Annotated in this window: 13 protein-coding genes and 1 pseudogene; 1 reads left to right on the top strand and 13 read right to left on the bottom strand. The window is 42.8% G+C overall.

The window, feature by feature from the left end; genetic code table 11:
* Positions 1 to 293: 293 nt before the first annotated feature.
* From DW959_RS04185 to malQ, 13 genes and pseudogenes are all read right to left on the bottom strand, one after another.
* Positions 294 to 707 (bottom strand): EamA family transporter, encoded by a 414-nt coding sequence (locus DW959_RS04185; RefSeq protein WP_021943198.1) that lies wholly within the window; start codon positions 705 to 707, stop codon positions 294 to 296.
* Positions 708 to 769: 62 nt separating this feature from the next.
* On the bottom strand, positions 770 to 2104 hold the full coding sequence (locus DW959_RS04180) for an MATE family efflux transporter (protein ID WP_118615456.1): 1335 nt from the start codon (positions 2102 to 2104) through the stop codon (positions 770 to 772).
* Positions 2105 to 2260: 156 nt separating this feature from the next.
* Entirely contained in the window at positions 2261 to 2788 is a 528-nt protein-coding gene (locus tag DW959_RS04175; protein ID WP_118615454.1) for a nitroreductase, read from the bottom strand.
* Between the two features lie 16 nt (positions 2789 to 2804).
* A complete protein-coding gene (locus DW959_RS04170; protein ID WP_008399795.1) occupies positions 2805 to 3785 on the bottom strand; it encodes a diaminopimelate dehydrogenase in 981 nt (326 codons plus the stop codon).
* 110 nt (positions 3786 to 3895) lie between these two features.
* Complete coding sequence (locus tag DW959_RS04165) at positions 3896 to 4492, bottom strand: sugar O-acetyltransferase (RefSeq protein ID WP_118615452.1); 597 nt, start codon at positions 4490 to 4492, stop codon at positions 3896 to 3898.
* 36 nt (positions 4493 to 4528) lie between these two features.
* Positions 4529 to 6229 (bottom strand): extracellular solute-binding protein, encoded by a 1701-nt coding sequence (locus tag DW959_RS04160; RefSeq protein ID WP_243023331.1) that lies wholly within the window; start codon positions 6227 to 6229, stop codon positions 4529 to 4531.
* Between the two features lie 50 nt (positions 6230 to 6279).
* Positions 6280 to 7155, bottom strand: coding sequence for a sugar ABC transporter permease (locus DW959_RS04155; protein ID WP_008399798.1), 876 nt, complete (start codon positions 7153 to 7155; stop codon positions 6280 to 6282).
* Complete coding sequence (locus DW959_RS04150) at positions 7155 to 8057, bottom strand: sugar ABC transporter permease (RefSeq protein ID WP_347475316.1); 903 nt, start codon at positions 8055 to 8057, stop codon at positions 7155 to 7157. Before DW959_RS04150 ends, DW959_RS04155 begins: the two co-directional genes overlap by 1 nt.
* A 104-nt stretch (positions 8058 to 8161) precedes the next feature.
* Positions 8162 to 8539, bottom strand: a complete 378-nt coding sequence (locus tag DW959_RS15030) for a hypothetical protein (RefSeq protein WP_347475315.1) — start codon at positions 8537 to 8539, stop codon at positions 8162 to 8164.
* 112 nt (positions 8540 to 8651) lie between these two features.
* On the bottom strand, positions 8652 to 9959 hold the full coding sequence (locus DW959_RS04145; RefSeq protein ID WP_117822160.1) for an extracellular solute-binding protein: 1308 nt from the start codon (positions 9957 to 9959) through the stop codon (positions 8652 to 8654).
* A gap of 133 nt (positions 9960 to 10092) precedes the next feature.
* On the bottom strand, positions 10093 to 13344 hold the full coding sequence (locus DW959_RS14470) for a response regulator (protein ID WP_243023330.1): 3252 nt from the start codon (positions 13342 to 13344) through the stop codon (positions 10093 to 10095).
* Positions 13345 to 13395: 51 nt separating this feature from the next.
* Entirely contained in the window at positions 13396 to 15645 is a 2250-nt protein-coding gene (locus tag DW959_RS14465; protein ID WP_226801062.1) for a glycogen/starch/alpha-glucan phosphorylase, read from the bottom strand.
* Positions 15646 to 15693: 48 nt separating this feature from the next.
* A pseudogene (gene malQ, locus DW959_RS14460) lies at positions 15694 to 17163 on the bottom strand (4-alpha-glucanotransferase); the annotation flags it as partial.
* Positions 17164 to 17451: 288 nt separating this feature from the next.
* Here malQ and DW959_RS04125 point away from each other — a divergent pair.
* On the top strand, positions 17452 to 18333 hold the full coding sequence (locus tag DW959_RS04125) for an AraC family transcriptional regulator (RefSeq protein ID WP_117822164.1): 882 nt from the start codon (positions 17452 to 17454) through the stop codon (positions 18331 to 18333).
* The last annotated feature ends 1 nt before the right edge of the window (position 18334 follow it).

Genomic DNA, 18334 nt, shown 5'->3' with positions numbered 1-18334 from the left:
AAGCAGGCGCTTGGCACTGGCATCATACTGTGCTTTCTGATCAGTTGCCTTGGAGGAATATACAATTTCGTTATCCATGTTCTATCTCCTTTCTTAATACTGATAGAACAGAATAACATGCATATTTTAGCTTTGTATATTGCCTCCGTCTCTCCAAGTTTGATTGTAACGGATATCCGAACGGAAAACAAGTTTAACCATAAAAAATTCCGGATACAGCATTTCTGCCATATCCGGACTTCTACTAAAATATACACCTTATCTGTGCCGCCTGCGCTCTTATCTTAATCTATTTATAACACCATCAACAAAGTTCCCAGTCCGATCAGCACACAGCCAATGATCGACTTCATCGTGAATTCTTCGTGCAGGAATACAAATGCAAGAATCAATGTAATAACGACACTTAATTTATCGATTGGTACTACCTTGGATGCATTTCCCATCTGAAGTGCTTTATAATAACACAACCACGATGCTCCGGTTGCAAGTCCTGATAAAATCAGGAACAACCAGCTTTTCTTCCCGATCGCGCTGATTCCGGACTGTGTATGTGTCAGAAACACCATACCCCATGACATCACAAGCACAACTGCTGTTCGGATCGCTGTTGCAAGATTCGAATTTACTCCGTCAATACCTACCTTTGCAAGAATTGATGTCAATGCCGCAAATACAGACGACAACAATGCAAATACAAACCACATATAAATCCTTCTTTCTTCTTTTATTATCTTCTTTTTCATGCAACTGTGCAATCTATGAAATCTTAACTTTTTCTCTTAACTGCCTGTCGGTAAATGAAAAATGCGGCAGCTGCTGTTATCAGTTCTGCTACCCAGAACGCATTCCAGACACCGACAACACCACAGATACAACTGAGTACAAATGCAGCCGGAATGATGACAACCACATAGCGAAGCAGGGAGATCATCAATGATGGCGTACCCTTGCCAAGTCCCTCTAATGCACCGGATGAAGTCACAGATACCGAAGAAACTATAAATCCGGCACAGATGATCCGAAGTGCCGTCGTGCCTTCCGTGATCGTTATCTGATTATCCGAGAACATTCCGATCAGTTTATCCGGGAAGATCAGGCAGATCACTGTTCCAAATACCATGATCAGACCAATGATCGTAAGTGTAATATTATAAATGCTGCGGACACGTTTGTGCTCTCCTGCTCCGTAATTATAGCTAATTACCGGACGCATACCCTGGATCATGCCGTTTGCAGGAAGATATAAAAATGTCTGCAATTTGTAATAGATTCCAAGGATCACGACATAGATCTGTGAATAGGTGCTCAATATCGCATTCAGCGCAGTTGTAAGCAGGGACGGAAGTGCCATATTAAGAATAGCCGGAATACCGATCGCATACAGCTTCCCTGTCAGACGATCCTCTGTATGCAGATACCGTCTGCCGATCTTAACGGATATCGGACGGAACACATAGACAAACAGATAGATCATCAGGGTAAACATCTGTCCAAGTCCGGTTGCAAGTGCCGCGCCCCGGATTCCCATTTTCGGAAATGGTCCGATACCGAAGATCAATAGGGGATCTAATACAATGTTCATCAGGCATCCACCGCCAAGTCCGACCATCGTAACAACCATTCTTCCAACTGCCTGATAGATCTTCTCAAATGACAGATCAATGGAAATAATAACAGAAAATGCAAATACGATCATCGAATACTGAATGCCCATCTGAACAACTGTCTCATTCGATGTGAACATCCGCAGAAATCCCGGCATGATCCGAATACAGACTACCATCATGATCACACCATGAACAACAGAAAGAAGCGTACCCTTTGACGCTGCTGCATTTGCCTTGTCTAGCTCCTTTGCGCCGAGATAGAACGCGATCACCGCATTGATTCCAACTCCAAAACCGATGGCTACCGCATTTACAAAATTCTGGATCGGAAAGACAAGCGACAGAGCTGTCATTGCATCCTCGCTGATCTTCGCTACAAAAAAGCTGTCCACAATGTTATACAGAGAATTGACCAACATCGATAATATCATCGGAAGTGCCATTGACAAAAGCAGCGGCAGCACCGGTCGTTCTTTCATAAATTCTTCGTTCATACATTTCTCCCTCTCTACATAAAAACGCCACACAGTTATAAATGGTTTCACTTATAGCTGTGTGGCGAAAAGATGACTTATTTATTATCCGGAAAAATCCACTTCATTCGTTTTCGTTGGTATTCTACCATATTTTTTCAGAATGTCAATAACTGCTTAGCGAATATAGTATACTCTGTTATCCTTTCTTGGAATAACATCAGGATACGCTCCATCCGTAAATCCAAGTGCGCAATGTCCGACACCGATATAGTCGCCGGTGATTCCAAGGCTTTCAAGGATCTGCTTTCCTTCTTCACTTTCGAATTCTTCTTTTGCACGATGGATCCAGCAGCTTCCGATTCCAAGATCATGTGCGGCAAGCATCAGATTTCCCATCGTCAGGCTTCCGTCATAGACAGCAGTCGGACAGGATGCATCTGCCAGTACGATCAATATAACAGGTGCTCCGTAAAATGGATCAAAGCCTTCCTCCCAGCCGCCGATCTTACGGTTCATCTCCATGATCTTATCCCGCATCTCTTTATTTGTTACCGCAATAATGATCGGAGACTGCAAGCCTCTGCCATTTGCAGCAAATGTTCCTGCTTCAATGATCTGATCCAGAACATCCGCCGGAACCATATCCGGTTTGAACTTCCGGATGCTTCTTCTCGTCTTCATCTCATCCAAAACAACGCTCATCTCAAAATCCTCCTTATTACAACAAGCTCTTGCGGAGTTCCGCTCCGTCTTTTGCGCTCAAGTACGCCGGTGCTATATCGAACACGGTCTTACATCCGCTCTGTCCTTCTTTGTACAGGCGGTATGCTGCTCTTGCATAAGCCACGATGACACAGGATGTGAATTCCGGATTGGAATCCAGCTTCAGGCTGTATTCGATCACATGATTATTTTCCAGATTCCAGCCGGTCTTACCGGAACGGATCACAAATCCACCATGAGGAATTCCACTGTGGTTTGCCTTTAATTCTTCTTCACTGATAAAGTGAACCGTTGTATCATAATCGGCAAAATAGTTTGGCATGTTCTTGATCGTTTCTTCAACTTTTACAGGATCGGCACCATCCTCTAATACAACAAAGCACTCTCTTGTGTGCTTCTGTCTGGTTGTAAGTTCGGGATTCTCACCATTTCTGACAGCTTCCAGTGCTGCTTCTACAGGGATCGTATACTGCTTGCCATCCTTAACACCCTCTACACGACGGATCGCATCGGAATGTCCCTGGCTGACACCTTTTCCCCAGAATGTATAATCACGGCCTTCCGGTAAGATTGCATTTGCATACATACGGTTTAAAGAGAACATACCCGGATCCCAGCCTACTGAGATGATGCCGACATGACCATTCTTCTTTGCGGCAGCATCTACATTTGCAAAATGCTCCGGAATTCTTGCATGTGTATCGAAGCTGTCTATAACATTGAACATCTCTGCATACTTTGGTGTCTGCTCCGGCAGATCGGTAGCACTGCCGCCGCAGAGTATCATAACATCGATCTTATCCTTCCACTGCTCCACATCATTTACAGAACAAACGGCTGCTCCCTCTGTTAATATCGATACTGTCTCAGGTGCACGTCTGGTAAATACCGCTGCAAGCTCCATATCCGGATTCTGCTTGATTGCACACTCAACACCTCGTCCAAGATTTCCATATCCTAAAATACCTATTTTCATGTTTCATACTCCTTTACAAAAATTACTCTTCTTTCAGTTTAATGATTCAAAAAGAGCCTGTCAACTTTTTCATTGACAGACTCCCATTTCTTTTTCTCAACAATATAATTCTACTTTAAACAGTCTTCCTCCGTGATCTCGCGAATGACTCTGCATGGATTTCCGGCAGCCAGTACTCCCGATGGGATATCTCTCGTAACCACGCTTCCCGCTCCGATCACAGAACCGCTGCCAATCGTTACACCGCCACATACTGTTACATTTCCTGCCAGCCAACAGTTATCTCCGATCGTGATCGGCTTCGCATACTCCCGGTCTGTATACACGCCGTCTTCCCTCTTATAAATGTTACGCTCCTGAAAACGAAACGGATGCATCGGTGTCAGCAGAGAAACATTCGGTCCCATAAATACATTGCAGCCGATCTTAACAGGTGCACAGTCCAGACAGGTAAAATTAAAGTTCGCATAACTGTTCTCGCCTATCTCGGTAAAGCAGCCGTAATCGAACTGAACCGGTCCCTGAAGATATACATTCTTACCCTTATTCGGAATCAGCTCTGCCAGGATCTTCTCGCGTTTCTCATCTGTCTCAAAGCAGTCATTATACTCTTTACTCAACCGATGCGCATTCTGTCTTAATCGTATTAATTCATCATCAGATGGATCATAAACGGATCCTGCTATCATTTTTTCTCTTTCTGTCATTTTAATATGCCTCCGTATAAAAACATCGGAAACTTCTTATTCTATCTCAGCCCGTACCTCTTTTGTGATCGTTTCACCGCCATTCTGATACCAGTTCTCGACAAAACGGTCAAATTCATCGAGTGAACTCTCACCAGTTACAATCTTCAGATAGGTGTCACTTTCCAGATTCTCAAGGCTCCACCAGTCTGTAACCATCGTTTCCGTTTCTCCAAAATATAACGACTCTACTTTGTTCGTCCTTCCATCGTTTAAGATCTTACAGGCTGTGATACGGGAAGTATACGCCGCCCAATCTTCCGCACTGGCATTCTCCGCATCCTTCAGATAGGATTCGCATGCCTCATAATAGGAATATTCCAGTACGTTCAGTTCATCTGCGGATTTGTCCCCCGCAAATACATGATTCAATTCTCCATAGCAGATCTGCAAAGCATTGTTGTAATCTACATTAATCGCAAACGGTCTGGCGGTAGGGTCTACATTTTCTTTATAATAATCGACAATCTCCTGATTGTCTCTGTCATTATACCGCAAATAGTCAAATAATACACTAACAATCTTACATGCAATCTCCGGATATTCATAACCCTTACGCACTACAATATACTTACCGGAAGGATTCTGTGTATGATAACTGGTAAGTCCGGATTCCTCTGTTGCGATCAGATAAGGCTGCCACTCGGCATCTTTATTCTGTTCCACTGCCTGCATCAGTGGATTATTCGGTGCCCACCAGGGACCAAAGAAAGAACCGCATTGACCATCCACGATCAGCTCGATCAGGTTACTGCTCGTCCGCATCAGAAAATCCTGATCCAGAATTCCATCTTTATACAACTCATGGATATGGGCAAGTGCCTCTTTCGCCTCCGGCTGAACCGAACCATAGACAACATTGCCGTCCTCATCATAAATCCACTGTTTCGGAAATGCACCATATGCAGCAAATATAATATCTAATGTGTATTCGCTGCTATAACCACAACCGCCGCAGAGACTGGTATCACATACAAGCCCTACGGTATTTCCTGCCCCATTATGTCCGGGATCTTTTTCTTTAAATTGTCTTATGATCTCTTCTACATCCGAGAGTGTTCTCGGTGCGGACAGCCCAAGTGCATCCATCCAATCCTTACGAAGCCAGATCAGATTCGGTCCGTCTGAGATATTCGTTTCCGGTATCGCCATGATCTTCCCGCCAAAGGTTACAACATCAAGGATATCCCGACCATAGCTTCCATATATATTCTTGATCGTATCGCTCATACAGTTATTATAGCTGTCTGTCAGATCTGCGATCATATCATTATCCACCAGATACTGAAGCTCATCCAGATCCTCCACGATCATCACATCCGGAAGATCATTCTGTGCGATCACCATGGTCACACTATCGGTATATTGCTCATCCATAGCCTCAAACACATCCTGGTTTTGAACATTTAGCCTTTCATTCAACAGCCTTGTATAAGCATTATTTTCATACGTCTCGCCATCCGGGAGATTGGAATTATTTGCTCCGGACAGCTTACCCAGTGTGTAGGTAAGCTGTTCCGGATATTTTCCGTAAGGTGTCGTGCGGGCTGTATATAACGCAGCTTCATATTCTTCTTTTGTCTCTGCATTCTCCCGGGTGGAGGGGGTAGCCCCGGAATCACCGCATCCACATAAGATCAATAAATTTATAATCAGCACACATGAAATAATCTTTTTTAAATACGAACCTGTAATCATATACATTCCTCTGTTTCAACCAAACTATAAGCAAATAATCATATGATCCCTTAACCTTTTACACCACCGGAGAAGCTCTCACGATAACACTTCTGCATAAACATGAACAGAATGATGATCGGAATTGAGATCAGCACCGCACCGGCTGCGAAGGAATTGAACCACGGATACACATATTCTTTCTCTAACATATTCCAAAGTCCGATAGATACAGTATAGTAATCCTTATTTGCACGGCAGATAACCTTTGCAAATACGAAATCAATCCAAGGAGCAAGGAAGGAATTCAGAACCGTATATACAATGATCGGACGGCTTAACGGAATAATGATCTTAGTAAACGACTGCCATCTGGTTGCTCCGTCCAGATAAGCTGCTTCCTCGATTGACTTCGGAATCGTATCAAAGAAGCCTTTTGCAATATAGAACTGTAAGCCTGCACCACCGGAATAAACCAGGATAAGTGCAACACGGATCAATGATCCTTCTGACAGTCCGATCGCCTTTAATATATAATAAACTGCGATCATAGCCATGAATCCCGGGAACATACCAAGGATCAATGCTACATTCATAAATGGGCGTCTCAGTCGGAAACGCATTCTCGACATACAGTATGACATCGCCAATACAAATACTGTAGATATTATACAGGAGAAGATCGCAATAATCAAAGTATTCATGAACATCTTCGGAAAATTCAGGATACCGGTATCTGTAAATAACTTTGTGTAATTGCCAAGAGTATACGCCTTTGGCAGCAATGTAGAAACATACTGTCCTTTTTCTCCGCGGAAGCTGATCAGAACGATCCACAGAATCGGGATCACCCAGATCACGGAAAGAATTACCAGTATAATATGAACAACGATATCCGATGGTGTAAGCTTCTGTTTTCCATTTATTTTCTTACCTGTTTTAGTCATTACTGGAATCCCTCCTCGTCTTTATAAGATGTTGTATTATGATAGGTGATCAGAGATACGATCGCAAGAACGATAAATGTCATGATACCGATAACCGCACCCAGATTATAATACTGATTATCAACTGTCAGCTTATAGAGCCAGGTAACCAGAAGATCGGTCTTTCCTGCTGTCTTTCCAACCGGAATCGGTGCTCCGTTTGACAGAAGATAGATTACATTAAAGTTATTAATATTACCTGCAAAGGTCGTGATCAGATATGGAGCTGTTACAAATAACATATATGGAAGTGTGATCTTAAAGAAGATCTTCACCGGTCCGGCTCCATCTACTTTTGCGGCCTCATAGATATCTTCCGGTATACTTTGTAAGATACCGGTCACCTGCATAATGGTAAACGGAATACCGATCCAGATATTGATCACGATAACCATGATACGGGCAATGGTTGCGTTGCTCCAGAACGGAATTGCATTGTCAATGATATGATGATTCAGTAATAAGGTATTTACGATACCATTCTGACTGAAGATCGTACGCATCAAAAGCAGGGATACAAACTGTGGAACGGCTGCGGATAACATGAAGATCGACCTCCACACACCCTTACATCTTGTTCCCTTTCGATTGATGACCATTGCAAGGATCATACCGAAGATATAGTTGGTAAATGTCGCAGCAACCGCCCATACCAGTGTCCATCCAAGAACAGACCAGAATGTACTACCGACTGCGTCATTAAAATTCAAAATCTTGGCAAAGTTTTTCAGTCCTACCCAGTTAAACAATACCGTATGTGAATCCAGCTTACTGTAATTTGTAAATGCCATACAGATCATGAATACGAGCGGCAGGATCGTAAAGACAACAATCCCGAGTACCGGAAGTGGAAGCAGAAACATATGAAGGTTTTTATCAAATAAACTCTTAATATCATCTGTGAATCCCGGAACTTTCTTCCCTGCATCATGCAGGCACTGTGCACGATATGCACTCTCGACACTGACTACCCAGAGGCATACAAATGCAAATATGATAAATACCGTGCTACTCCATATAATAACATCAAAAGGGAATTATCACCCTGTGTATATTCAAATATGCCTTTTGCATCATTCCACACCTTCTCCTGTTCTGCTCCTCCCAGATGGAAGAAATCGGTCAGAAGGGATGCACCGTTTTTTATCATGAAATAAATAAATATGCTTTCAAGTACCAGAAATGATAAACCTTTTACAAACTGTTTTCTGACAATGTTTCCGAATCCCATGATCAGGAACGATAATCTGGTGATCCAATCACCATTTCTCATGGCCTTGAAAACAGTATATTGATAATCACTTCGTCTTATTTTTTTCTTTTTGCTTACTGTCGCTTCAGCCATCCTGACACCTCCGTCTCAAAGTAAATGTTGCGTTTTTACGTCTCTTTCATAAAATAAAGTGTTCCACCACCCCTGTGGAAATGGAACACTCTATCTTATGATCTGTTTATTTTTACTCTGCTACATCTGTGTTCAATGATGTATTGAATGCTTCTGTCTGCTCAGCAGCATTATCATGTGTAACTTCACCGTTTAAGAGTGCCTTACCAAAATTCTCTGCCGGTGTCCAGAAGTTACTCATCTTAGGTACAAATGGCTGGATCATAGATGTCTTGTTGAAGGTATCGTTCTGAGCTGTTACTAATGCATCATTCTTTACCGTATCACTCTCTAAAAGATTTGTGTTACAAGGAACAATGCTTCTTGCTTCATAATGTGACTGCTGTGATTCTTCGTTACCAAGGTACAGGGCAAGTGCTACTGCTACCTGTGGATATTCACAGTTTGGATTTACACCGATTGCCTTTGAACCGGCAAATGAAAGTAACTGCTTGTCAGATCCGCCGATCTTGGCTGTAGGCATAGCTGCGATTCCAAGATCATCACCAAGTGCATCATGTAATGCCTTATAATCCCATGAACCGGAAAACATAGCTGCGATAGATCCATCTGTCATACCGGAAATACCGACACCGGATTCATCATTTACAAAATTCTTATTTGCTACAAGATCTACAAGGTAATCTGTAACAGCCTTTCCATTATCTCCGCCAAAGTTGATTCCTGCGTCATTATCTGTACCATCACCGAATAATGTACATCCGTTTGCAAGATAAAATGCTGCATCATACCAGCTGTTTGTAAGAGGAAAAGCAACTTTTCCTTTTTCAAGCATTGTATCAAGGCTCTTTACATCGCTGTCTGAATATACTTTCTTGTTATAGTATAAAAACCATGTATTTGTTGTAAACGGAACACCATAGATTCCGCCATCTACTGTGATAGAATCCACAACTGCCTGTGAGTTTGTTGACTTTACATAGTCTGCTGTGCTTCCGCCTAACTCCGAGATTGCATTTGCATCGATCAGTGTCTGTAACTGGTCGTTTGCGAACATATATACATCTGCTGATGCGGATACATCCTGTGTTACGGTCTTTCCTGCATCTGCCTCGCTGCATGTACCATATTCAAATGAAAGATCCCAATTTGGATGTTCCTTATTAAATGCTTCACATCTTCCCTGAAGCCATTCACCATAATCCGGTGACTGATCCTCAGCAGGTCCCCATACTGTAATTGTTGCTTTAATGTTTTCTTCTTCTGCAGATGCATCAGTACTCTCTCCTGATGTTGCCTCTGCATTTGATGCTGTTGTGGAATCCTTAGATGTATCATCCTTCTTATCTCCACATCCTGCGAGTAATGACATGCACATAGCTCCTGCCAGTGCAATCGCTGCATACTTTCTAAACTTCATAACCGTTCCTCCTTTAAATAAATCATGTTTTTTTGTTTTTTAATACTTTTGCAGTACCTTTACCTTATGACATTATTATAAAAAGGAACCGTTTCACCGTATATATCAATAATTTCAGAAACATGTTGGTTTTTTATGAATGTTTGATTTCTGCATGCAGTTCTTTTGGAAAATGGATCGTGACAGTCGTTCCCCTGCCAACTTCACTGTCGATACAAACCGCATATTCCGCGCCATAATACAGTTTGATACGTTCATTGACATTTCGCACACCATAGCCCTTCGAATCGGCAGTCAGTATCAGCTCCGCCTGTTCTTGGGTCATACCGACACCATTATCGGATACCGCAAACCGGATATCTTTATCGTCCTCTTTTCCACTGATGCAGATCTCTCCTCTGCCATCCTGTTTCAGATCTATGCCATGATGGATCGCATTCTCGAGGATCGGCTGTAAGATCAGGTTCAGTGTTTCATATTTTAAAATGGAATCATCGATATCATAGATAACATCGAAACTGTCATCGTGCATCGTAAGCTGGATATCCAGATATGCTTTGATGTTCGCGATCTCATCCCGGACAAGCAGGATATTCTTTCCCTTATTTAACGCTGTCCGGTAAAAGGTGGACAACGACAACGTGATACGACTGATATCCTCCTGGTCTGCCTCTAATGCTTTCCAGTTAATGATAGACAGGGAATTATACAGGAAATGCGGATTGATCTGCGCCTGCAACGCCCGCATCTCATATTCCTTTTCTTTGATCTTGCTTCGGTATACTTCATTGATCGTTGCATCCAGACGCTTCGTCATACTGTTATAACCATTGATCAGATCACCGATCTCATCCGTACTGTCATTCTCAATCTCCATACCAAGATTCCCGGTTTCCAGATTACGCATTTTCTTCTGAAGCTTACTGATACGTTTCGTTATGAACTCGGAAATTATACGGATACATGCGACTGCTGCGATCAGACTGACCAGGATTGCTGCTGCAGCAATTATTAAGATTGGCTGAATCGAAGAAATGATCAGTCGATCCGGCTTATAGATCCAGATCTTCCAGCCGGATGCCTTCGACTCCCGCTTAATAAACTGATAACCGGAATCCTTCTGCCCTACTGTTGCAAAGAACTGTTCCTCTGATAATTCATACGGCTGTTTTTCTTCTGTAAATACACTCTTTTTAAAGATGCAGTTACCTTCTGCATCCTCTATCACAACGCCATAATTATCAAATACCGTTTCGTTATTAAACGGCTGGAATACGCTGTCATAATCCACCCCTACATAGAGCAGACCCTTCGCCTTTTTCTGCTCCAGCATGGCCATGCGGTTTAACGAATACGCAGTCTTATCCTTCGCATTCACGATCCAGTGGATCTGGTTATCGTCAACTATTCCATAGTTCGTCTCTTCATTTTCAATCGTGGTAATGGGGGCGATCGTACTGCCGTGCTTCACCTGACAGGCATCCGTGTAGATCGTTACCTGCTTTACATCATCATGAAAATACATAATAGAAGAAAGCAGGGGATCTATAACACTTGCCACCTGCTCATAATTCTGATATGTACTCTGATCTGAGCTTAAGATCTTCGCGATCGACTGATTATAGGATATATAATTAGAAAGATTGTTATAAATCTCTAACTCATTATCAAGCGCATCTGTCGTCTGTGTCAGATACGATTCCAGGATCATTGTCTCACGATCCCACAGGATCTTCTTCATCTCATGGTAGGTGATCGTTAGCGTGATCATGATCGGCAGAAACCCGGCAAGTATATAAATAACCAACAGCTTGCCGGATAATCGCAGATTCTGGAACCCTCTTTTTACCCTTTTATCTATCCGTTCTTTATGCATACGCCTGTCCTCCGCTCTCTCTGAATTTCTGCGGCTCACGCCAAAGAACTCACGGAAGCTGGAACAGAAGTAAGACACATTCGGATATCCGCATGCCACACTGATATCTACGATCTTCGTCATGCTGTTCTCTAACATATCCTTTGCCTGTTCCATCCGGTATGCCTTGATGAATTTGCTTAGATTCTGTCCGGTCTCCTTCTTAAATACCGTACTTAGATAGCTCGGTGCAAGATGTACCATATCCGCCAGCATATCGATTCCAAGCTCGCTTCCATAGTTCCGGTAAATATACTGCTTCACCAATTCTACTTCCCGATGAGCTGTCTGTGTTTTTCCTGCAAAACAGTTTTCCAGTCTCCGGATCGCTTCTTCGACAAGATCCGTCAACACCTGAAAATCTGTCGCCATATATAATTTCTCAATGTCTTTATTTAACTCTGCTTCGTCAGTCTCATCGATGCTTCCGTAGATATCCTTCATCAGATTCGAGAACAGGAACTTGATATAGATTTGGGAGTACTCTGTCTTATGTCTGTACTTCTCACAGAATCTCTGGAAATGCTCCCGGAGTGCTTCCACATCCTTCATCTTGATATCCTGTTTCATCTGCTTCATAAAGGTATCATCATCGAACTGGATAATACCCGGAGTCTCGCCCTCCATGTTCGGATAAAATACATGGATCTCCGGATGGTAGAATTTGTTCTCCATCAGCACTTCGAGCTCTTCCATCTTATCTGCCACTTCGGACAGATCACCGATATCAGAGGATATCGCTATGTAACAGTCAGCATCATAATCGGCTTTGATGATCTTTACGATCTCATTTGCCTTACGGAGAATATTCATCTCATCCCCTAAGAATAAGATCTCCTGCTGCTGGTTCAGGTTCAGATATTGCAGGATTCCAATTGACTTTAAGTTCTCGTTCTCTTTGAAATCCACTCCACGTCTGCCGAAGAAATCATGATTGAATTCCATCAAAAGCATATTCTTGAATTTACCCAGATCAAGCGATAATCCGCTGTATTCCTGTCTGAGCTTCGTAACATCCGTTCCGTTCAACAGCATATAGAGCGCATGCTCATATAAGAATTCCATGCTCTTGTTCTTCAGCTCGTCCGAAGCCTTTGCCTCTTCCAGTTCATTTACAACCTTATTCAGAGTATTCTTGAATTCATTTGGATCGACCGGTTTTAAGATATAATCAACAACCCCCAGCCGGATCGCTTTCTTTGCATAGTCGAATTCATTGCATCCGCTGAATATGACTGTGCGCAGCTTTTTCTTTTCCTTCACAACATGGTCGATCAGTTGGATTCCATCCATGAAAGGCATCTTTACATCTGTAAGCAGGATATCAAAATCTTCTTTCTCCAGCTTCTCCAGTGCATCCACACCATTTACCGCCTCTGCAATCTCAAATTCCAGATTCAGTTTTTTTAAAAGAAACCGAATACCGTTTCTTTCTATCTTCTCATCATCTACGATCAATATCTTGTACATATCTATCAACGCCTTTCTATGGTGGAAATATATATCTTATTTTAACACATTTTACAGCTTCCAGATATCTTTATTATATTCTGCAATCGTACGATCGGAGGAGAAGAAGCCTGCCTTGCTGATATTTACCAGAGTCTTCTCAGCCCAGCCCATACGGTCTTCATAATCGGCAAGCACCTGTTCCTTTGTCTGAATGTAATCACAGACATCAAGAAGCGTCATAAACCAGTCTTTTACGATCAGCTCGTTATGAAGTCTGGCAAGTGATTCCTTCTGACCGATCGCAAGCAGCTCATCACTCACAATAAAGTCTACCAGCTTCTTGATCTCCGGCTTCTCATAATACTCTCTTGCCACATAGTCTGCCTTTGCATAGTGCTCGATCACTTCTTCACTGGATTCACCAAAGAAATAAATATTATCCTCGCCCACCAGTTCTCCGATCTCTACATTTGCACCGTCACGGGTTCCAAGAGTAACCGCACCATTTAGCATGAACTTCATATTTCCTGTTCCGGATGCTTCCTTGGATGCCAGTGAGATCTGCTCTGAGATATCGCATGCCGGAATGATCTTTGCTGCTTTTGATACATTATAATTCTCGATCATGACAACTTTCAAGTACGGACTTACCTCAGGATCATTGTCGATCAGCTCCTGCAGACAGAGGATCAGATGAATGATGTCCTTTGCGATCGTATAAGCAGGTGCAGCCTTTGCTCCAAATATAACTGTGATCGGAGTCTCAGGCAGATGTCCCTTCTTGATCTCAAAATATTTGTAGATCACCCAGAGGGCATTCATCTGCTGACGCTTGTATTCATGCAGTCTCTTGACCTGGATATCAAAGATTGAATTCTCGTTGATGTCGATTCCCTGTGTCTCTTTCAGGTAGTCCTTTAAGACTGCCTTATTGCTCTGCTTGATCGCAAGGATCTCTTCTAATACGTTCTTATCCTTATAGTAAGAAGCCAGCTCCTGTAACTTATCGGCATCCTTCTTGTAGTCCGGTCCGATCAGCTCTGTGATGTAGGCTGCCAGCTTTTCATTGCAGTGTAATAACCATCTTCTGAATGTGATACCGTTTGTCTTATTGTTGAATTTCTCAGGATAGATCTCATAAAATGGATGCAGCTCTGAATTCTTCAGGATCTCGGTATGCAGATAAGCAACACCATTTACACTGTGGCTGTAATGCATATCGATATGTGCCATATGCACACGGGAATCTCCATCTATGATATAAACACGCTCATCCTTATAACGGTTTCTGACCTTTTTATCCAGCATACGGATCACAGGCATAAGCTGTGGAACGACCTTCTCCAGATAAGCGACCGGCCATTTCTCCAATGCTTCTGCAAGGATCGTATGATTTGTGTAAGCACATACATCGGTTACAATCTCTGTTGCTTCATCAAAGGAGATACCCTCTTCCATCAACAGACGGATCAATTCAGGAATCACCATAGACGGATGTGTGTCATTGATCTGAACGGCAGCATAGTCTGCAAGGTCATGCAGATTCGAGCCTTTCTCCTTTGCCTCTGCAAGGATCAGCTTTGCACCATTTGCAACCATGAAATACTGCTGATAGATACGAAGTAAGTTGCCGGCTTCGTCACTGTCATCCGGGTAGAGACAGAGTGTCAGGTTCTTCTTGATATCTGTCTTATCAAAGCTAATGCCATCCGGCTCCATGATGCTCTCATCCACGCTCTCAATATCAAATAAATGCAGCTTATTTGTGCGGTTCTCATAACCTGTCACATCGATGTCATACATTCTGGACTGTACGGTACAGTTTCCAAACCGGATCGTGTTGCTTACATCGGTCTTTGTCAGCCAACTGTCTGCCTCGATCCATGGATTTGCAGTCTCCTTCTGGTAGTTATTCTCAAATACCTGCTTGAACAGACCCATATGGTAATTTAACCCGATACCATCTCCCGGAAGTCCGAGTGTTGCCATCGAATCAAGGAAGCAGGCTGCCAGTCGTCCAAGTCCGCCATTTCCAAGGGATGGTTCCGGCTCTACTTCTTCGATATCATAGATGCTCTTGCCGTTTTCTGCCAGCACCTGTTTTACTTCATCAAAGATTCCAAGATTGATCAGGTTATTGGATAACAGCTTACCGATCAGGAACTCTGCTGATATATAGTAAACCTTTTTCTTACCATCTTCTGTAACCTTGTCTTCTGCTAATTCCTTTGTCATATCAAGCAGCGCAAAATAGATCTCCTCATTGCTGCATTCCTTGATCGTTTTATTATATTTCTTCTTACAAATCTCTGTTAACATTATATCCTCCTTACAAAAATACTGCTTCACAGCATTTCTTCCATATACTCTTGTTAATTCCCTTAATCTGTCTCTGATCTCGTCTGTAAATTCACCCTTCTTCATCCGCCAGCGCCAGTTTGTACCGATCGTAGACGGAAGATTCATCCGTGCTTCGTTATCCTTTCCAAGCAGATCCTGCATCTGAACGATAACGGTATCGGCAGGGCTCATATATAATACCTGCATCATCTTCTCCGGGATCTCCTGTTCATTTGCCGCTCCCAGATATTCCATCATAAATGTAAGATTGTCCTTTGATGCATTCTCGATATATCCTTTTAATGTGTCATTATCGTGTGTTCCGATATAGACAACGTAATTCTTTTCGTGATTATGCGGTGCATGTTCATTCTCCGCATTTCCGTCAAATCCAAACTGTAAGATCTTCATTCCCGGATATCCGGATTCCTTCACCAGCTTCTGTACCTCCGGCACAACGACTCCCAGATCTTCTGCGATCACCTTTGCATTTCCTCTGGCACTGTCGATCACATCTACAAGCTTCTTTCCCGGACCTTCCAGATAGAATCCGTTCTTTGGCTCTCCGTCTGCCGGAATGTTGTAATACCGCACAACGCCGATGAAATGATCGATACGGATCACATCATAGAGACTGGCTGATTTACGGATCCGGTTCTTCCACCAGGAGAACCCATCCTGTTCCATACGATCCCAGTTATATAAAGGATTGCCCCATTTCTGACCGTAATCGGAGAATGCATCCGGTGGACAACCGGCTACACACACAGGTTGTAGATCATGATCTAACTGAAATTGTTCTGTATTTGCCCATACATCTGCACTGTCCAGTGCTACATAGATTGGAATGTCGCCGATCAGACTGATACCATGATGGTTGGCGTAAGATTTGAGTGTCTTCCACTGCTCATCGAATTTGAACTGAAGGAACATATAGAATCCGATCTCGTCGTGTAACTGTTCCCTGCACTTACAAAGTGCTGTTTCTTCTCTCTTTAAAACCGGTTCTTCCCAACTTAACCATTCTTTGTTCTCATGGTCTGCCTTGACCGCCATATAAAGGGCGTAATCCGGAAGCCAGTTTTCATTTTCCGTAAGAAATTCTGCATACTGCCTTGATGCCTCATGCTTCGATCTACCATATGCTTTTCTCAATACCTCAAACCTTTGTCTGTACAGACGGGCGTAATCGATGTCATCCGGCTGATCGTACCAGCTGTATGCATCTACCTCCTCCTGTGTCAGTAAACCTTCATGAATCAGAATGTCGAAATCGATAAAATAAGGATTGCCTGCAAATGCTGAAAATGACTGATACGGACTGTCGCCAAAGCTGGTTGGTCCGATCGGAAGCACCTGCCAGTAACGCTGGCCTGCCTCCTTCAACCTGTCAACAAATTCATATGCCTCTTTCCCCAGAGATCCGATTCCATATGGGGATGGGAGACTGCTGATCGGCAGTAGGATTCCTGCACCACGCTCTAACGCTTTCTTCATATCTGATACCTCTTTATTAAATTTTCTATTGAACAGCTATCCAGTTGCCTGCATTTAATAAAGGTAAAGGTAAGGTAAAGGTCTTATATACGGAATGTCTGTTCTGGTTTGTATTCTAGTATCTTTTTTCTGTTCTTTCTTGCATAATAAGAGCATTTTATGATACTATTCTATCATGTTTGATTTTATCAAGATTCATTTAATGTTACATGGAGTGGATACGATCATACATCTCCACCTGTTTGTCAGGAATAAAATAGCAGAAAAGGCAGGAAAGAGAGGTTATATATGAACAGCTTAGAATATGAAAATTACATGGAGACCAAAGCACATGTGGATCCACTGTTTCCTTACAACACCTATCTGTGCTCCATACCACTGGACTTCAATGCCGTCCCACTTCACTGGCATCCATATATGGAGATCATTTATATTAAGAAAGGGAAAGGAAATGTAACGCTGGATTTCACGACGCACTATGTAGAGGAAGGGGATATCATTCTGATCCTGCCGGGCAGGATCCACGGCATCTCCCAGTATGCCTCCTATTCAATGGAATATGAGAATATCATCTTTTCAGTTGACCTGTTCCGATCCAGAAACCACGATACTCTGGACAGTGAGTTTTTTCTGCCTCTGCTCTCTGATGAACTAAATATCAAAAGCATCTATGATCGCGACGATCCTTTATATGAAGCCCTGTCCTCCTGCCTGAACCGGGTGGATGTGCTCTGCTCATCTACTCCAAAAGGATACCGGCTTGCTCTAAAAAGCTGTTATTTTGAATTCTTCTATACCCTGTATGCCCATGCAGAGCAAAAGGCAGAGACCTCAGACCGAAAGAATCATGCAAAGAATCTGGATCGTACCAAAGCGATCTTGTCTTATATCGACCGAAACTACAAAGAAGCAATATCCATTGCGGACATTGCTTCTTACTGTGGATTCTCTGAATCCCATTTTATGCGTTTTTTTAAGAATACGATGGGTGTATCCTTTACCACCTATCTGTGTGACTTCCGGTTAAATATCGCAGCCAGACTTCTTGTCACAACCGATGACAGCATCCTGTCCATCGCAGAAAGCTGCGGTTTCTTTAACCTGTCCTACTTCAACCGGAGCTTCAAGAAGAAATATGGCATCACTCCGGGAGCATACCGGAAGCGGTAGT

Source organism: Clostridium sp. AM46-21, from assembly GCF_003480025.1.
GTDB lineage: Bacteria > Bacillota > Clostridia > Lachnospirales > Lachnospiraceae > Coprococcus > Coprococcus ammoniilyticus.
The sequence above is the reverse complement of the archived record's forward strand: the minus strand, read 5'-3'. Positions and strand labels throughout refer to the sequence as shown.